This window comes from Streptomyces sp. NPDC001204, from assembly GCF_053598035.1.
In genome coordinates this window covers 42171-58924 of sequence record NZ_JBSFJL010000007.1, presented here as the reverse complement: position 1 = coordinate 58924, position 16754 = coordinate 42171, and the positions used below count along the sequence as shown (strand labels likewise).

Annotated in this window: 17 protein-coding genes and 1 pseudogene; 5 read left to right on the top strand and 13 right to left on the bottom strand. The window is 71.6% G+C overall.

The genetic code is table 11. The features are described 5' to 3' along the window. The first annotated feature begins 66 nt into the window (after positions 1–66). Complete coding sequence (locus tag ACWC91_RS12170; protein WP_225074528.1) at positions 67–1167, top strand: C40 family peptidase; 1101 nt, start codon at positions 67–69, stop codon at positions 1165–1167. 279 nt (positions 1168–1446) lie between these two features. Further along, positions 1447–2775, top strand: a complete 1329-nt coding sequence (locus ACWC91_RS12165) for a PP2C family protein-serine/threonine phosphatase (protein ID WP_450641521.1) — start codon at positions 1447–1449, stop codon at positions 2773–2775. Between the two features lie 27 nt (positions 2776–2802). Here ACWC91_RS12165 and ACWC91_RS12160 read toward each other — a convergent pair whose 3' ends face one another. From ACWC91_RS12160 to ACWC91_RS12150, 3 genes are all read right to left on the bottom strand, one after another. Beyond that, entirely contained in the window at positions 2803–3147 is a 345-nt protein-coding gene (locus ACWC91_RS12160) for a DUF2516 family protein (protein ID WP_225074880.1), read from the bottom strand. Positions 3148–3371: 224 nt separating this feature from the next. Further along, a complete protein-coding gene (locus ACWC91_RS12155) occupies positions 3372–4064 on the bottom strand; it encodes a hypothetical protein (protein ID WP_225074526.1) in 693 nt (230 codons plus the stop codon). Between the two features lie 104 nt (positions 4065–4168). Beyond that, positions 4169–4756: a helix-turn-helix domain-containing protein gene (locus ACWC91_RS12150; RefSeq protein WP_225074525.1), complete on the bottom strand. Its 588-nt coding sequence runs from the start codon at positions 4754–4756 to the stop codon at positions 4169–4171. A 163-nt stretch (positions 4757–4919) separates the two neighbouring features. Here ACWC91_RS12150 and ACWC91_RS12145 point away from each other — a divergent pair, with 163 nt between their 5' ends. Then, positions 4920–5543 carry a histidine phosphatase family protein gene (locus tag ACWC91_RS12145; RefSeq protein WP_450642848.1) on the top strand — a complete coding sequence of 208 codons (624 nt, stop codon included), beginning with the start codon at positions 4920–4922 and terminating at the stop codon, positions 5541–5543. A gap of 50 nt (positions 5544–5593) precedes the next feature. Here ACWC91_RS12145 and ACWC91_RS12140 read toward each other — a convergent pair whose 3' ends face one another. The 3 genes from ACWC91_RS12140 to ACWC91_RS12130 form a co-directional block, all read right to left on the bottom strand. After that, positions 5594–7777, bottom strand: coding sequence for an aminoglycoside phosphotransferase family protein (locus ACWC91_RS12140; RefSeq protein WP_281157048.1), 2184 nt, complete (start codon positions 7775–7777; stop codon positions 5594–5596). Positions 7778–8124: 347 nt separating this feature from the next. Beyond that, entirely contained in the window at positions 8125–8874 is a 750-nt protein-coding gene (locus ACWC91_RS12135) for an HAD family hydrolase (protein ID WP_450642850.1), read from the bottom strand. Beyond that, positions 8874–9752, bottom strand: a complete 879-nt coding sequence (locus tag ACWC91_RS12130; protein WP_225074521.1) for a winged helix-turn-helix domain-containing protein — start codon at positions 9750–9752, stop codon at positions 8874–8876. The genes ACWC91_RS12135 and ACWC91_RS12130 overlap by 1 nt, the downstream gene beginning before the upstream one ends. Positions 9753–9934: 182 nt before the next feature. On the opposite strand from ACWC91_RS12130, the gene ACWC91_RS12125 reads away from it, so the two are divergent. Next, positions 9935–10123, top strand: a complete 189-nt coding sequence (locus ACWC91_RS12125) for a hypothetical protein (RefSeq protein WP_225074520.1) — start codon at positions 9935–9937, stop codon at positions 10121–10123. Positions 10124–10165: 42 nt separating this feature from the next. Here the strand turns inward: ACWC91_RS12125 and ACWC91_RS12120 are convergent, their stop codons facing one another. From ACWC91_RS12120 to ACWC91_RS12105, 4 genes and pseudogenes are all read right to left on the bottom strand, one after another. Continuing rightward, on the bottom strand, positions 10166–11083 hold the full coding sequence (locus ACWC91_RS12120; RefSeq protein ID WP_281157050.1) for a winged helix-turn-helix domain-containing protein: 918 nt from the start codon (positions 11081–11083) through the stop codon (positions 10166–10168). A gap of 394 nt (positions 11084–11477) precedes the next feature. Next, positions 11478–12737, bottom strand: a complete 1260-nt coding sequence (locus ACWC91_RS12115) for a GNAT family N-acetyltransferase (protein WP_450642853.1) — start codon at positions 12735–12737, stop codon at positions 11478–11480. 90 nt (positions 12738–12827) lie between these two features. Then, positions 12828–12941: pseudogene (locus ACWC91_RS12110) on the bottom strand (asparaginase); the annotation flags it as partial. Positions 12942–13151: 210 nt separating this feature from the next. After that, on the bottom strand, positions 13152–13820 hold the full coding sequence (locus ACWC91_RS12105) for an RsiG family protein (RefSeq protein ID WP_450642855.1): 669 nt from the start codon (positions 13818–13820) through the stop codon (positions 13152–13154). Between the two features lie 172 nt (positions 13821–13992). Here ACWC91_RS12105 and dtd point away from each other — a divergent pair, with 172 nt between their 5' ends. Further along, entirely contained in the window at positions 13993–14418 is a 426-nt protein-coding gene (gene dtd, locus ACWC91_RS12100) for a D-aminoacyl-tRNA deacylase (protein WP_225074517.1), read from the top strand. Positions 14419–14454: 36 nt separating this feature from the next. Here the strand turns inward: dtd and ygfZ are convergent, their stop codons facing one another. The 3 genes from ygfZ to ACWC91_RS12085 all read right to left on the bottom strand — a co-directional run bounded on the left by ygfZ (position 14455) and on the right by ACWC91_RS12085 (position 16590). Beyond that, the gene (ygfZ, locus tag ACWC91_RS12095) at positions 14455–15420 is read right to left on the bottom strand and encodes a CAF17-like 4Fe-4S cluster assembly/insertion protein YgfZ (RefSeq protein ID WP_225074516.1); all 966 of its coding nucleotides are present in this window, start codon (positions 15418–15420) and stop codon (positions 14455–14457) included. A gap of 10 nt (positions 15421–15430) precedes the next feature. Then, positions 15431–15901: a Fur family transcriptional regulator gene (locus ACWC91_RS12090; RefSeq protein WP_225074515.1), complete on the bottom strand. Its 471-nt coding sequence runs from the start codon at positions 15899–15901 to the stop codon at positions 15431–15433. A gap of 113 nt (positions 15902–16014) precedes the next feature. Further along, positions 16015–16590 (bottom strand): FABP family protein, encoded by a 576-nt coding sequence (locus ACWC91_RS12085; RefSeq protein ID WP_225074514.1) that lies wholly within the window; start codon positions 16588–16590, stop codon positions 16015–16017. Between the last annotated feature and the right edge of the window lie 164 nt (positions 16591–16754).

The window sequence follows — 16754 nt, the reverse complement described above, 5'->3', positions numbered from 1 at the left end:
CGAGTCGTGGCACGATCGCCCGAGCGTCCACATGTTACTGACGGTTAATCAGCTGGGGGGCCGAGTATGGGACGGCGCAGGCACACCGTGCTCGCGGCGGCCGTGACCGTGGTCTGCGCGGTCACGCTGCTGGGAGCGCCGGGCACCGCGTTCGCGCGCGCACTGCCGGACCCGGCCCCGTCCGCCTCCCCCGCTCCCTCGCCCTCCCCCTCCGTCACGCTCGCGCCGGACAAGGACCTCCAGGCCGTCCGCGCCAAGCTGGACAAGCTGTACCACGACGCCGCCGTCGCCACCGACGCCTACAACCTGGCCAGGGAGAAGGCGGAGAAGCAGTCCGCCGAGATCGCCGACCTGAACCGGAAGATCGCCGACGAGCAGCGCAAACTGGACGGCCTGAAGGACCGCGCCGGCGCCGCGGCCCGCGCCCAGTACCGCACGGGCGGTCTGCCGCCCGAGGTCCAGTTGATGCTGGGCAACGACCCGCAGGACTTCTTCGACGGCGCCGGCCGGGTGCTCCAGGGCCAGCGGGCGACCAAGGGCCTGATCGAGGAAACGACGCGAATCCAGCAGGACTTGAAGCTGTACGCGGACGACGCCGCCGACCGCTGGCAGAAGCTGGAGGCGGGCCGCAAGGCCAAGGCCGCGGCGAAGAAGCGGATCAAGGAGCGGATCAAGGAGGCCGAGCAACTCGAGGCCACGCTGGAGAAACGGCAGCGCGAGCGCCTCGCCGAACTGGAGCGGCAGGCTGCCGACCAGGCGCAGACGGCCTGGCTGGGCACCGGCATCCTCGACGAGCTCAACGGCAAGGCGTCCGCGGCGGGCAAGAAGGCGGTCGAGTTCGCCACGGCCCAGCTCGGCAAGCCGTACGAGTGGGGCGCCGAGGGTCCCCGGACGTACGACTGCTCGGGGCTCACCTCCCAGGCCTGGTCGGCGGCCGGGAACCCCGTCCCGCGCACCTCGCAGCAGCAGTGGAAGCAGCTGAAGCGCGTGGACATCGAGGACATGCGGCCCGGCGACCTGATCATCTACTTCGGCGACGCCAGCCATGTCGGGATGTACGTCGGCGACGGCACGATCGTCCACGCCCCGCGGCCGGGGCGCACGGTGACGCTCGCCGGGGCGGGCTCGATGCCGATCCTGGGCGTCGTACGGCCCGACACGGACTGAGACTCCACGCCCCGGCCGGCCTCCGGTGACCCCGGCCACGTGACCGACCGCACCCCCGGCCGCCGCCAAACCCACGGGAGACGTGACCTTCGTCATCCCACCCCCGGCGGCGTCGTGTCCAACTCCGGTAGGGATCGCGGCATATGACAGCGACGAAAGCCGGAGCGACGCGCCTCACACCATTCCCCCGCGGCGCCGACTACCGCTAATGTCCCCGTCGGCGGCGCGAGGTCCCTCGTACCCGCCATGCCCTCGGGGGGAGGGAAGGAACCCAGGACAATGCCCGTGCCCGTACCGCGGCAGAGGACAGTCCCGGCCGCGGAGTGCGACCAGACGCAGACCGCGTCCCACGGCGACGGCACCTCCGCAGCACAGGCCCCGCGTAAGGAAGCAACGGTCGAGAAGGACAACCGCGCCGGCACCCAGGCCAACAACACCCAGCTCACGCTGCTGCTGATCGAGGACGACCCGATCGGCTCGCCGATGGTGCCCGAACTGCTCGACTCGTCCGGCAAGCCGATCCGCGTGCGCAGGGCCCGCAATCTCACCGAGGCCGAGCGGCTGCTCACCGACGACGTCCACTGCATCCTGCTGGACCTCGCGCTGACCGCTCCCGGCCGGTCCGCGGGCGACGACGACGAGCTGGCCGTGCTCAGGCACGTGCTCGAACTCGCGCCCCGGCACGCCGTCCTCGCACTCACCTCCTCCGGTGACGCCGAGCGCGCCGCCCAGGCGGTGCGGGTCGGCGCCCAGGACTACCTGTTCCGCGACGAGCTGGACGGGCGGCTGCTCAGCCGGGCGATCCGGTACGCGGTGGAGCGCAAGCGCTCCGACACGGCCGAGCGCAGGCTCGCCGAGGGCAGGCTGCGCGCGCAGGAGAACCGGCGCCTGGAGCGTGGCCTGCTGCCGACCCCCCTGCTGGACGGGTCGACGCTGCGCTTCGCCTCCCGCTACCGCCCCGGCCGCTCGCGCGCGCTGCTCGGCGGCGACTTCTACGACGCCGTCCGCACCCCCGACGGCACCGTGCACGCCATGATCGGCGACGTCTCCGGGCACGGCCCCGACGAAGCGGCGCTGGGCGTGGAGCTGCGTATCGCCTGGCGGGCACTGACCCTGGCCGGGCTGTGCGGCGACGAGCTGCTGGGCACGCTCCAGCAGGTGCTGGAGCACGAGCGCTCCGACGACGAGATCTTCGCGACGCTGTGCACGGTGGACATAGCGCCCGACGGGCGCCGCGCGGGACTGTGCCTGGCCGGTCACCCGTCACCGCTGGTGATCACTCCCGGCAAGCCCGCCCGGCTGCTGCCGTACGAGAACAACGGCCCCGCCCTCGGCCTGCTGCCCGGCGCCCGCTGGCCCCGGATGCAGGTGGAGCTGGGCGCCGAGTGGAGCGTGATGCTCTACACCGACGGCCTGATCGAGGGCCGGGTCGGGGAGGAGGGTGAGCGGCTGGGCCAGGACGGCATGGTCGAGGTGGTCCGCCGCCAGCTCGGCCAGGGTCTGCGCGGGGAGGGGCTGCTGCGGGCGACGGTGAACGAGGTGCGCGGACTCAACGGCGGCGAGCTCACGGACGACGTGGCGGTGGTCCTGCTGGACCGGGAGCCGTAGGCAACCGGTCCGGGGCCGGCCGGCGGTTCACCGACCGCCGTTGTAGGGCCCGTACGGGCCGTCGCTGCTGCTGCCGCGGCGGCGCCCCCACCCGTTCCCGCCGGAGACCTGCTTGAGCGCGGGCCGTACGTCGACGATGTAGACGATGCTCGCGATGACACCGATGATCGGCAGGAACGAGAAGATCGAGAACAGGTAGCTCACGGCGAGCGCGATGCCCAGGATGATCAGCCAGAAGATCTTGTTCTGCTTGTCGGCCGCACGGAAGGCGTCCTCGCGCCGGAACGCGGCGTCGAACAGCCCGAACGCCGCCAAGGCCATCAGGACGATCTTCAGAATCCCCAGGAGCCCCTGGAAGCCCAGCATCAGCATGTTGCCCACCGCCCGTTCTCTCCCGATTCCTACGCGGTCACCGTACCCGTAGAACGGGCCGGACACCCCAAGGGTGCCCGGCCCGGCTGCCCATCGCCCATACGGGTGAGGCGCTCCGGCGTGTCGCACCTGCCCGGCGGACCGCGTCGCCGCCTGCCCGACGGACCGCATCGCCGCCTGCCCGACGGACCGCTCGCCGCTTGCCCGACGGGCCGGATCGCCGCCTACTTGGCGGGCGGGGTGGTCTTCTTCGCCGTGGGCGGGGTCTTGCGCACGACCGGACCCTTCTTCGCCTGGTTCTTCTTGGCCGTGATCGGCGTGGCCCCGGTCTCGGCGGACTCCTCCTCCTTGACCTCCTTGACCACGACCGGCTCGGCCTTCGGCTCGGGCTGGGGCTCGACGGCGACGGCGAGCTCCTCGACCCCTCCGGCGATGTCCTCGATGCCCTCGGCCGCCTGGCCGCGCCAGGTCTTCACGGCCTGCTCACCGTGCTCGGCGACCTTCTCGTAGGTCTCGCGGGCCTTGACGGCGTACTCGGCGGCGACGCCGACGCCGCGCAGGGCGAGGTCCTGGGCGCTCTCGCCGAGCTTCTTCAGATCGGCGTCGAGGTTGGTGCTGAGCTTCTTCAGGTCGGTGTCGAGGTAGTTCAGGAAGTCGGTGACCTTGGTCTGGATGTTCTCCTGCGTCTCCTTGACCCGGACACCGGCCTCCTTGGCGCGGGCGGTGGCCCGCTCCTGGACGGCCTTCGGGTCGGTGTTGCGCACCGCGTCGATACGGGCCGGGGCCTCGGCGCGCAGCTGGTCCACCAGGGCGGGCACCTTCTTGGCCTGCTGGAGGGCCAGGTCCGCGGTGCCCGCGGCGAAGTAGAGCGGCGTGGGGTCGCTGAGGGTCTTGCGCAGGTCGTCGGTGATGGCCATGGTGAGGGTTCTCCCGGATCGCTTGTGGCTGAGGGTTTTGGGTTTCCGCGGTGGTCGGGCCGGGCGCCCGGCCCGTACGAGCCGTGACCGTGGGACCGCTGGGATCAGTCGGCCGCCTCCCGCGGATCGGCGTCACTGCCGCCGGACGTACGGACAGGGCGCCGCCCGGCGGGGGCGGGCCGGCCGCCGTCCGCCCCGGCGGCGGGGCGGACGGGTATGGAGGCGCCGTCGGCGCCGGCGCCGTCGCCCGCCGCGCGGGTGCCGCGGGCGGTGGTGCCACCGGTGTCGCCGGTGCCGCCGTCCTGGGCCGCGCGCTCACCGGAACCGTCCGTCTCGGCGGTCCCGAACCCGTTCTCCTTGCGGAAGGACTCGTAGATCTGGAGCAGCACCTGCTTCTGTCGCTCGTTCAGCGACGGGTCGGAGAGGATGACGGCGCGCGTCTCCACGTCGTCCCGGTCCCGCTCGGCGTCGAGGATCCCGGCCCGCACGTACAGCGTCTCGGCGGAGATCCGCAGCGCCTTGGCGACCTGCTGGAGCACCTCCGCGCTCGGCTTGCGCAGCCCGCGCTCGATCTGGCTCAGGTACGGATTGGACACGCCGGCGGCGTCGGCGAGCTGCCGCAACGACAACTGCGCGTTGCGGCGCTGCTCGCGCAGGTACTCACCGAGGTTGCCGACGTTGAGCGATGCCATGCCTCCACCTTGCACCACCCCCGCTAACAATTGCAAGCAACCTGCTTGCAAGAGTGTTTCCCGGTGGTCGGGAACGAGGTTGCGGGGTGCGACGGAACCGTGCGCGAAGGACCCGGCGTCCCTCCGTGACACAAGATCACGGCTGCCGACGGAGGCCCGGGACATGACGAGCGCTGCCACTCGATACCTCTATCTCGCCCGGCACGGTGAGGTGTCGGCGGACGAGACGACCCTGACGGAGAGCGGCCGGCGCCAAGCCTCCCTGCTCGGTGAACGCCTCCGGAGCACCCCGCTGGCGGCGATCCACCACGGCCCGCTGCCCCGGGCGCGGCAGACGGCCCAGCTGATCGGCGCACAGCTCGGCGACGTCCCGCTGCACCAGTCGGAGCCGGCCGGCGACTACATCCCTCATCTCCCGGCGAAGGAGGAACTGCCGCCGGACGCGGCCGACGCCATGCTCGGCTTCCTCGCCCAGGTCCCGGAGGCGGAGCGCGAGCGCGGTCCGGCGCTGGCCCGGGAAGCACTCGCGGAATTCACGGGTCCGGTCGACGGCGATCGCCCCCGCCATGAACTCGTCGTCACGCACAGCTTCCTCATCGGCTGGCTGGTCCGAGCCGCCCTCGACGCGCCCGAGTGGCGCTGGATGGGCCTCAACCACGGCAACGCGGCGCTGACGGTCATCCGCTACGCACCCGGCAGGCCGTCCTCCGTACTCGTCCACAACGACATGCGGCACCTGCCCGCCGAACTGCGCTGGACCGGCTTCCCGCCCGAACTCCGCATCTGAGACCGGCCACCGGGCTCACCGGGGCGGTGACGGCAGGGCCTGGGCCTGGCCTAGGCCATCCCCCGGGCGAGATAGGGGTTCGCGTCCCGGCGGACCGGCAGGCCCAGGGAGCCGGTGGCCGCCGCGAGGGTCATCGCGTAGGACTCGACGGCGCGGCGGACGTTGGGGGCGTCCAGGCTCGCGCCGGTCACCAGGCGGTCCAGGTCCACGTAGGCGGAGCGGACGGTCTCGAGCCGGCGGTACACCGTCCAGTCCTGCCGCCAGCCGGCCGTGTGCCCGGCGGGCAGCCGGCGCTCCCAGCGCCGGAACATGCGCTCGCGGATCTCCGGGCGGGTCGGGGTCAGGTGCATGTGCCGGACCAGGTCGTACAGCGGGTCGCCGACCAGAGCCATCTCCCAGTCGATGATGGTGAGGGCGAGGGCGTCGTCGCGGCGTACGAGGTTCCACGGGTTGAGGTCGCCGTGCAGGAGGGCCGGCTCGCGTGGGTTCACCCAGTACCGGGACAGGATCTGCCCCAGCCGGGAGGCGTCGGGGAGGCCGAGGAGCCGGGCCAGCTGCTGCGACTCCTTCGGCAGGCTCCCGACCAGGAGTACGAGCTGGTCGCACAGCCAGGTGAAGAAGGTCTCCTTGCCCGCGACCGGGTCGAGCCCTCCGTAGTCGACGTCCGCCAGCGCGCACAACTGGTCGACGAGCCCGTCCGCCTCGTGCGGCAGCAGGCCGTGCACCGGGTGGCCGGGCGGGCGGTCGGTGTCCTCGGGCCCGACGTAGGTGTGGATGGCGAACTGCTCCCCCCGGTAGCCACGGCCCAGGGCGAGGACCCTCGGCGCCGCCACCGGGACCCCCGACTGCTCGATGGCCCGCAGCACGGCGTGCTCGCTGAGGAAGCTCGGCTCGCTGCGGCAGAGGTTGGCCACCTCGCGCCGCACCACGACCGTGCGATCGGCCTCGGGTACGCGGACGACCGAGTTGAGGTGCGCGGTGCCCTTGAACACCCGGCCGGCCGGCGCCATCCCCTCGGCGACCAGGGCGTGACCGACGGCGGAGGCCGGGAATTCGGGGCGTTCGGGAAGCCGCGGGTCCCACGACCACGGGATCGCCTCCGCCACCCGGCCCGGGCCGCCGTCCCTGACCGCCGTCCGGGCGGCCCGCCAGCGGAACAGGACGCGCTCGATCTGCGCCGTGCCCGGAACGTTCCTGAGACCCAGCGGCGCGGCGGCCGCCTCCAGCGCCCTGCGCACGGACGCCGTCGCGTCGTCCAGTCCCTCCTGGCCGGGCGTGTCCTCCAGGGCCTTCGCCGCCCGCATCACATCGGGGTAGACGGACTGGGCCCGCTCGAAGGCGACGTAGTGCCGCAGGTCCCTGACCATGCCGTTGACGGCCGCGGGACGGATCCGGGTCATGGCCTCGGCCCAGGCGTCGATCACCTCGTCCCGCTGATGGCCCGGGTACCGCATGCGGACCAGGTGTGTCGCGAGGTCGTGCAGGGGGTCTCCGTAGGTCGCCGGTTCCCAGTCGACGCAGACGAGGACCGGATCACCGCCGCTCGGCACGATCAGGTTGTCGCGGTGCAGGTCCGCGTGGAGCAGGCTGTACGGCCGCCTGGCCATGGCGGGCACGCGTCGGGCCAGCTGGGCCAGGGCGTCCTCGGGAATGCCCAGGGCCGCGAACAGCCCGCCGAAGGTGTGCCAGTTGGGCTGCCTGATCCGCCGGTCCGCACGACACGCCAGCATCCGCAGAAAGGCCTGGCCGTCCTTGTCGTTGCGCGGCCACTCCGGGGGGAGCGCGGGCAGCGCCTCCCGCCGGACCTGCGTCATCCGGGCCAGCATCTGCGCCAGCGCCCTGACGTGGAGCGCGTCGACGGGTTTGCCGTTCGGGCACACGCTGGAGAGGGACACGCCCTCGACGTGGTCGTGGATCGTGAAGGAATCCTGGTCGACCAGGCACCGCGGGACGTCGGGCAGCACCCCTGCGACAGCGTCGACGATCTCGGCCTCGCGCTGCCAGGTTCTGATCGCCACGGGCGGCGCCTCGGCGCGGTGGATCCGCACGGTGACCGGCGTACCGGCCTCCCGGTGCAGCAGCCGGGCCATGTGCTCCGTCAGGGGGAGCACATGGTCGCGGTGGTGGCGGCCGCCACCTTTCTCACCCAGCTCGGCGGCGAGCCGTACGAACTCCCGGACGACGCGGAGGGCGTGCTCCCCCAGAAAGGGACGGGGAGGGGGAGGTGCGCCCACGGCCGCTCCAGTTGCTCAAGTGCTCAGGCGAGAACGACGATACGACAAAAGGTACGCCAAGAGTCATAACGGATACGAGTCGAGCGCACCCGACGTCGGCACAACGGGTGGTGTGCCCCTATCAGTGCGTCCGGCCTGTGTCGCACCTTCGAGGTCGCCTTGCGCGCCACCTCTTGCGTGCTGTACGTGTGAAACGGAGCTGTTGCTCACGCGGTGCGGGCATGCTACAGCACGTCGCCCCGAGCCCCAGCACGTCGAGCGCCCTGCCCTCCTCACCGGCCTCGATGACTCCGCCATCCGGTCCCGCGGTCCCCCCGACACCCGGTGGAACTCCCGCACTTGGGCGCTCAGCCCTGATCCCGCAGGATCCGCAGCACCGGCTCCAGGGAGTCCACGACCACGGTGGCGCCCGCCTCCCTGAGCAGTTTCTCCTTGCGGGCGTTGCGGGCGTAACCGAGGAAGGGCACGCCGGCCCGCAGGGAGGCCTCGTGGTCCGTGGGCGTGTCTCCGATCATCAGGGCCTGCGCGGGGGAGGCACCCGTGGCGGTCAGGGCGCGGTTCAGGCAGTGCGGGTCGGGCTTGAGGTGTTTCAGGTCCTGGGTGCGTCCGTAGACGTGGGGGGCGAAGCAGAGGCCCAGGTCGCGGCCCGCGAGGTACTCGCGCACCACGAGGGGCGAGTTGTTGGTGGCGATGGCCAGGCGCGAGCCCAGGGCCTTCCAGGTCCGTATCACGGGGTCGGCGTACGGAGTGGGCATCGCGGAGGCGGCGGCACGCAGTTCCTCCTGGGTCAGCCGTGCCTCCAGCTCCGTGACGAGGTCGCTTCCGGGGTGCCGGCGGTCCACGGCACGCAGGACGACCTGCGGGTCGAGCGACTGCCGTTCGGAGCCGGTCAGCAGGCCGTGCAGGCCCCGGCTCTCGAGCCACCGCACCAGTTCGGTCGCCACCCGCTCCGCCGAGTGCCCGGCGAACAGCCGGCAGATCGGCCCGTCGAAGTCCCAGAGCACGACACGGGCACCCGCGATCAGGTTCCGCAGTTCCTCGGTCTTGTTTCCGGTCTCAGCTGTCACCGCTTCGGTCTGCGTCGTATCAGAAGTCACTAGGAGAGTGTCAGATCCGACGTGATGGTTTCCCAGAGGGCGTCGAACCACTTCTGCGATTCCGTCACGAACGCGGCGTCGCGCTGCCCGGTCGCCTTCTCGAAGGAGAACAGCAGGGACTCCGTGCCGAGGACGTCGTACATGTCCAGCGTCCCGTCGTCCGCGCGCTCCTCGCGACGGGTGATCATGTAGTACGCGATCAGCGCCTCCGCGCCGTTGACCAGGTACAGCTTGACCGGCGGGGTGAAGGGCAGCGCGCGGAAGGTGACGCGGACATCGATGCCGTGGGTGGCGCGCAGGGACTTGAGGTTGTGGCTCAGGACGTGGCCCTGGGCGTTGCGCTGGGCCAGCCAGCGCTGGTGGACGGGGTCGTCCTCGCTCGGCCGGTCCACCGAGATCGGGAAGGCCAGGTCGATGTTGCGGGACGGCAGCAGAATGCGCACGTCGATCGACTCCGGGCGCAGCCGGCCCTCGTGGATGAGGCGCAGGGGCTCGCCGACGGCGACCATCAGGGTCTCGGCCGTGAGGCAGGCCGCGTCGATCCTGACCTGCCGGGCGGAGAAGGCCTCCACGAGCCGGGGCGCGAGGCCGACCATCGTCGGCTGCGGCTCCGCGCGGGCGGCGACGGGTGCGGCGACGCGCGGCGGGCTGCCCTTGGTGACGTTGCTGAGCAGGCCGTCTTCCTGGAGCACTCGCAGGGCCTGGCGCACGGCTCCGCGCTCCACCCCGAACTCCCCGGCGAGTTCGGCCTGGGTGGGCAGGCGGTCACCCGGCCGGAGTTCGCCGGTGCGGATCCGTTCCCGCAGGGTCTCGGCGATCTCCTGGGGTGAGCTTCTTCTGCTGCCGTTCACGGCCACGCTCTCCTGGGTCACAACCAAACGGTACAACTTCGATCCATCTAAGGGCAGTTGTTTGAAACTTGTTTATAGATAGCAGCCAAGTGGGGACAACTAAGGAAGACTTGGCGACCAACTCGATGGAGTTGGTGGAAGTTTCTGCCCACTCCCCCTGCACCCCCCACGCCCGCACCGGCCCGCAACCGTCCGAAGGGGGAATCACCGTGCCTGCTCTCGCTCTTGTGTCAGCCATCTTCGTCATCGGCTTCGAGGAACTCGTGCAGTGGAAGTACGGCGCGATGGGCGTGATCGGCCTGCTGATGCTCACCGTCGGCATCAAGGCCAAGAACCCGACCCTCAGCTCCGTGGGGGCCGTGGTGCTGGCGGTCCTGCTCGCGGGGCCCGCCCTGTGACACACGGACCCCCAGCGTCCGGGCCGCTCCCCGTGGGAGGCGTCAGCTCGTGAGCAGCAGCTCCGAACTGATCGTCTCCCACAGTGCGTTGAACCACACGTGGGACTGCTCGACGAAGGTCGTGTCGCGCGGGTCGGTGCCCTGCTCGAAGGCGAAGAGGATCGACCGGGTGCCCTCCGCGTCGTACAGCTCCAGGTGTTCGTGGTCGATCTCCTGCTCACGCCGCCGCAGCGTGTAGTACGCGAAGAGCGCCTCCCGGTCGTTGAGCAGGTACAGCTTGACCGGCGGGGTGAAGGGCAGCGCGCGGAAGCTCACGCGCACGTCGATGCCGTGGGTGGCGCGCAGGGCCAGCAGGTTGTGCTTGAGCACCTGGCCCTGGGCGTTGCGCTGGGCCAGCCAGCGGCCGCGCAGCCGGCCGGCGTCGGAGGCGTCCACCGGCGCGGGGAAGGCGAGGTCGATGTCCCGGCTCGGCAGCAGCACGCGGACGTCGATCTTGGCCGGTTTCAGCCGCCCGGCGTGGATCTGCCGCAGCGGCTCGCCGATGGCCAGGGTGAGCGAGATCGCGGTCAGGCACAGGGCGTCGATCTCGACGTGGGGGGCGCCGAAGGCGGCCGCGATACGGGGCGCGAGCGCGGCCGTGGTGGGCAGCGGCGGGGCGGCGGGGCCGGTCAGGGCCCCCACCGGACCGGCCGCGACGGTCGCCGGGCTCCCCTTGGACACATTGGTGAGCAGCTGCTCCGACTGGAGGATGCGCAGGGCCTGGCGCACGGCTCCGCGCTCGACACCGAACTCGCCGGCCAGCTCGGCCTGGGTGGGCATGCGCTGGCCCGGCCGCAGCACTCCCGTCCTGATCCGGTGCCGCAGTTCGTCGGCCACCTCGCGGTGTGACCTCTGTGGCCGCTGTGACCTCTTCCGCCCATTGGCGGAGGCGTGTTCCGGGTCCACGGCAAAACAGTACAACTTCCCGCCATCTTCCGGCAGTTCGTTGAAAGGTGGTTATGAGTCGCTTCCAAGCGGAGATAACAGCAGTGGAGTTGGTAGCCAACTTGAGCGACATGGCCAAACTTTCCAAGTGTTGGCCACCAGGGTGACGGTTGGAGAACCGACCGTGCTCCCTTCCGGAGGGGAGCCGGGAGCCCGGTCGGTCGGAGCGCCAACGGGGAGCGGCAGCCGGCTGTCCGGCGCCGCACGGCACAGCCACAACTGAACAGCCGGCGCACCGCCGGCACGGTCGGCACAGCCACAACCGAACACACCGCACAGCCACAACTGAAGAACGTCTCGTACAGCCACAACCGAACAGCAGGCTACGGATGCGTCATACCTGTCACCCGCCACCGGCAGGAAGGAGCGCTCAGAACATGTCCGGGCACCAAGGCCGCCTGGACGTACGCAGCAGGGCGTCCGCCCCTCGGGCGGCGCCCGCTCGTTCTTCCCGGACCCGTCCCAGCGCGGCGAGCCGCACCGCCGACTCGTCGCCGAGCCACAGGGTCGCCAACTGAGCCACGTCCAGCGTCAGATCGGCGCTCCCGGTCGTCGGCGTGCAGATCCCTCCGGCGGGCGACGCCTCCAGCCTCCAGCGCCCGCCGGCCATTCCGGCCCGGTCCAGGACCTCCAGCACCAGCGTCCCCGTGCCCTCGTACGTCCGCGCCTCCAGGGCCCGTACGACGTCGAGGATCCGCACCCACAGCCAATCCGCGTGCGTGGTGGGGGTGGCGGCGCGCGGGTCCGGCAGGAAGTGCGGGAGCAGGTCGTCGGGGGCCCGCCAGCCGCTCCTGACCTTCGTGATCCAGTCGATCGAGCACAGGTGGAGCCACAGCGCGCGCTCGGCGGCCGGGGTCACCGCGATCAGGTTCTTCACCGTGGCCGTGTTCAGCGGCTGCTTGGCGTTCGACCAGGTCTCGTCGCAGTGGTACACCGCCAGCCCCTCGACCGTGCCGTCCGCCGCGCGGTAGACGGCGTGGAAGGGCTCGGTCCAGGGACGGCCCTCCGGGCGCAGTGCGCCGGTGGTGACCTGCCACCAGCGCTCGGGACGGTCGATCGCGCCGGGCTGGGCGCGGCGCAGCCGCTCGTGCAGCTCCGGGCCGAGCTTGCGCACGTCGTCGGCGTCCACGAGGTCGACCCGGCCGCCGTCCTCCGGACCCGCCCGGCGCGGGTCGAGTCCGGCCCGGGGCACGTCGATCGTCCACTCGGTCACCCAGGTGGCCGGCCCGAAGCCGTAACGGCCGTAGATCGGGTACTCGGCGGCGATCAGGGTCGCCACGACGTCACCGCGCTCCTTCGCGGCGGACAGGTCCTGGGCCATCATCCGGGTCAGCAGGCCGCGGCGGCGGTGGGTGGCGGTGACGGTCACGTTGGATATGGCGTCGGCGGGAACGGTCGCGCCGCCCACGGCCGTGAGCTCCTGCGGGAAGGACCGGAACGTCGCCACGCACCGGCCCGCGTCGAAGGCGCCGAGGGTGCGGGACGGCTCGATGTACGTCCGCCGGTCGGCGATCTCGGTGTCGGAGACGCCGGGGGGACGCAGGAAGCCGGTGTTCAGGGCGCGGACCCAGTCGGGGATCTCGGCATCGGTGATGGGACGTACGTCGATGTCGGGGCTGGCGGCAGTCATGGGGTGACAGTAGGGGGCCGGGGGCGGGGTGTCGCGGCGCTTTCCCGGCCCCGCCATCCCGATCTCGTCCCGGCCCCCCGCCGCGCGCGTCGGCTTGTCCGACGAGCGTGGGAAGACCGGCGCGCTCACGTCCCCCAGCGCGCACTCCACCGAACCGTCCGCGGCCGGCACCACCGGGCTGCCGCGGTGCCGCCCCTCCACGAATCCCGAGCGGGCCCACCCCGGCGAGCACGGGCGGCACCGCGTCCCCGACGCGCCGGACGCGGACGCCGGGGCGGAGGGGGCACGGCGGAGGGGACTGTGGACGCGGACGTCGGCGGTGGCCCTCCGGGCGACAGGCGAAGACGGTGGAACGGGCGGGGACGAGGGGAACCCCCTCCCCGCGCCGGTCCCGGGGTCTGCGCGGGCGTCGCGTCAGATGAGCAGGTCGTCGACCTGCGCTTCCCCTTCACGGTACCTGCGGGCGATCTCCGTGCCGCATCCGTCGGCCGTGCGCTGCAACTGCTGCCGCCGCCCGGACACCTGCTGCTCGTACCGCTCGAGCCGCCCCATCGCCGCGCCCAGCTCCCGGTCCGTACGCGCCCCGAGGTCCGACAGTTCGACCTCGGCGAGCATCTGGGCGGCCAGCCGCCGGTACTCCTCGCCGTGCGGCGTCCCGAGCGTCACATGCCGGGCGGAGGAGCGCTGCCGGGCGGGCGCGTCCTTGAGGATCTCCGCGAGCCGCTCGACGACGGACCCCTGCTCGGGCGCGGGCACCTGCCCGGCGCCCAGGACGGACTCCGGCCCGCGCCGGGCCAGCTCCGCGCGCAGGATGTCGATCCGCCCCTGGAGCAGCCGCCGCACGTAGCTCAGGTCGGCCTCGTCCCGCTGTGCCTGCCGGCGCAGGGCGCGCAGCTCCGGAAGGCTCAGCACGGTCAGGTCGGGATGCCGGGCGTACCCCGTGTTCGACGAGCTGGGCTCGGGGTCCACCGCGGGCGGCCCGGGGCTGTCGGTGCGCTGCACGGGCGGCCGGTGGGCCTCGGTGACATCCTCGAGGATGGGCGAGGCCGCCACGGGCTCCCGCTCGGTACTCGATGTGCTCATGGCGCCTCAACCGTCCCCTCGACCGGCGCGTACGACAGCATCGTGCCACCCTCAGTGGCCGGGATGTGACCGAGTGCGCCCGATCGGCCCCGGATGGGGGGTTACGGAGCTGAAAGAAGCACGATATGGACCCCTCACGGCACCCGGACGGCCGAGAGGCATCATGGTCGGCATGCGAGCAGTGGTGCAGAGGGTGGACGGCGCGAGCGTCGTCGTGGACGGCGAGACGGTGGGGGCCATCGAGGGCGAGGGGCTGTGCGTCCTCGTCGGGGTCACCCACGAGGACACCAAGGAGAAGGCGGCGCAGCTGGCCCGCAAGCTCTGGTCGATCCGCATGCTGCACGACGAGAGGTCGTGCAGCGACACCGGCGCCCCGCTGCTGGTCGTCAGCCAGTTCACGCTGTACGGCGACGCCCGCAAGGGCCGCCGCCCCACCTGGAACGCGGCCGCACCCGGCGAGGTCGCGGAGCCGCTGGTGGACGAGGTGGTCGCGCAGCTGCGCTCCCTGGGCGCGACGGTCGCGACGGGCCGGTTCGGCGCGCGGATGCGGGTGTCGCTGACGAACGACGGCCCGTTCACCGTCCTGCTGGAGATGTGAGCCCGGGGCCTGCCGGAGTGGTGGGCCCCGGGGAGGCTACGGTTCCACGACCACTTCCTGCGCCGCCGCCGTCTCGCCCGCCATCAGCCGTGCGTCCACCGGCACGTTCCGCTTGACCAGGGCGAGCGCGACGGGTCCGAGCTCGTAGTGCCGTACGGACGTGGTGATGAAGCCGATCTTGCGGCCGTCCGGGCCCTCGTCGGCGAGGTGGATCCCGGTGCCGTGCACCGGCAGGTGGACCTCGCTGCCGTCGAGGTGCAGGAAGACCAGGCGGCGCGGCGGCTTGCCCAGGTTCTGCACCCGGGCCACGGTCTCCTGACCGCGGTAGCAGCCCTTCTGGAGGTGCACCGCCGTGCCGATCCAGCCCAGCTCGTGCGGGATGGTGCGGTGGTCGGTCTCGAAGCCGAGCCGGGGCCGGTGCTGCTCCACGCGCAGGGCCTCGTGGGCGAGGATCCCGGCCGGCGGGCCGGCCTGGTCCGCGTAGGACTCCAGGTCCGCGCGGGGCAGGAAGAGGTCGCGGCCGTAGGCGGTCTCCCGCACGACGGCCCCTTCGGGCGTGTCGGCGATCGAACCGGCCGGCAGGTGCACGACGGCGAAGTCGGCGGTCCGGTCGGCGACCTCGACCCGGTAGAAGAACTTCATCGACTCCAGGTAGGCGATCAGCGCCTCCTGGGTGCCGGGCTCCACATGGGCCCAGACCGTCTCGCCGTCGTCGACCAGGTAGAGCGCGTGCTCGATGTGGCCGTGCGCGGACAGGATCAGCGCCTCGGTGGCCTGGCCGGCCGGCAGCTCGCTGACGTGCTGGGTGAGCAGCAGGTGCAGCCAGCTCAGCCGGTCCTCGCCGGAGACGGTGACGACACCGCGGTGCGAGAGGTCGACGAATCCGGTGCCGTCCGCGAGGGCGCGCTGCTCGCGGAACAGGTCGCCGTAATGGGCGGCGACGCCTTCGTCCACGCCCTCGGCCTGGACGGCGCCGGGCAGGGACAACAGGGGGCTCTTCATGAACACAAGCCTACGACTCGGTACTTGGACTCCCGCCGGCCGAGGCGCCCGAAGCCGTCGCGCCCTTGCGCGCGCAGTCCGCGCACCGCCCGAAGATCGCGAAGTGCTTCATGTCCGTGTCGAAGCCGAACTGCTCCCGCAGCTTCGCGGTGAACTCGGCCGCCACCGACAGGTCCGCCTCGATGACGTTGGTGCAGTCCCGGCAGACCAGGTGGATGTGGTGGTGCCGGTCCGCCAGGTGGTACGTCGGCGCGCCGTGCCCCAGATGGGCGTGGCTGACCAGCCCGAGCTCCTCCAGGAGCTCCAGGGTCCGGTACACCGTGGAGATGTTCACCCCCGACGCGGTCTTCCGCACCTCGCCGAGGATGGCGTCGGGTGTCGCGTGCTCCAGGCTGTCGACGGCTTCGAGCACGAGTTGCCGCTGCGGGGTCAGCCGGTAGCCACGCTGCCGCAGATCACTCTTCCAGTCGGTGCTCACCACACCTCAAGTCTAGGGTCTTTCGTTTGGATCACGCCGGATCAGGAAGCGGTGCCGGGGCCCGCGAGCCCGGCATGATCCAAACGAGAGGCCCTGAGGCCGTGGCCCGTCCGGGCTCACTTGAAGAAGGCGATGCCGTCGTCCGGGAGGTCGTCCGGGAGGGCCTTGGCCCAGCGTTCGACCTGCTCGGGGGTGACGACCTTCTTCAGGTGGGCGGACATGTACGGGCGCAGCTCGACCTCGGGGGTCTGCTTCTCGCCGACCCACATCAGGTCGCTCTTGACGTAGCCGTACAGCCGCTTGCCGCCGGTGTAGGGGCGGGATGCGGCGGTGCGGGCTACCGCGTCGGTGACCAGCTCGATCTGCGGTTTCTTGTGGGCCAGCTCGCCGTACCAGATCTCGATGACGCCGTCGTCGCGGGTCATCGTGACCTCGACCTTGCGGTCGGCGTCGATCCGCCAGAAGCCGGACTCGGTCTCCAGCGGCTTCACCTTGTTGCCGTCGTTGTCCAGCACCCAGGTACGGGAGTGGTACTCGAGGAAGTCCCGGCCGTCGTGGGTGAAGCTGAGCTCCTGGCCGAAGTTGCACTTCTCGGCGCCCGGGAAGTCGTGCACACCGGCTCCGGCCCAGTCGCCGAGCAGGAAGACGAGGGGAACCAGGTCCTTGTGGAGGTCGGACGGAATCTCGATCATGAGCAGCTGTTCCTGGATGTCGTCGTCAGCGCTGGCCCTGGTACAGCTTCTTCACGGTCAGGTAGGCGAAGGCGAGAACGCCGACGCAGACCAGGACCAGCAGGGTTTCGAAGAAGATCTCCACGGGGTGCTCCTCGGTTGAGCAGGTGCGGTACGTACACGGG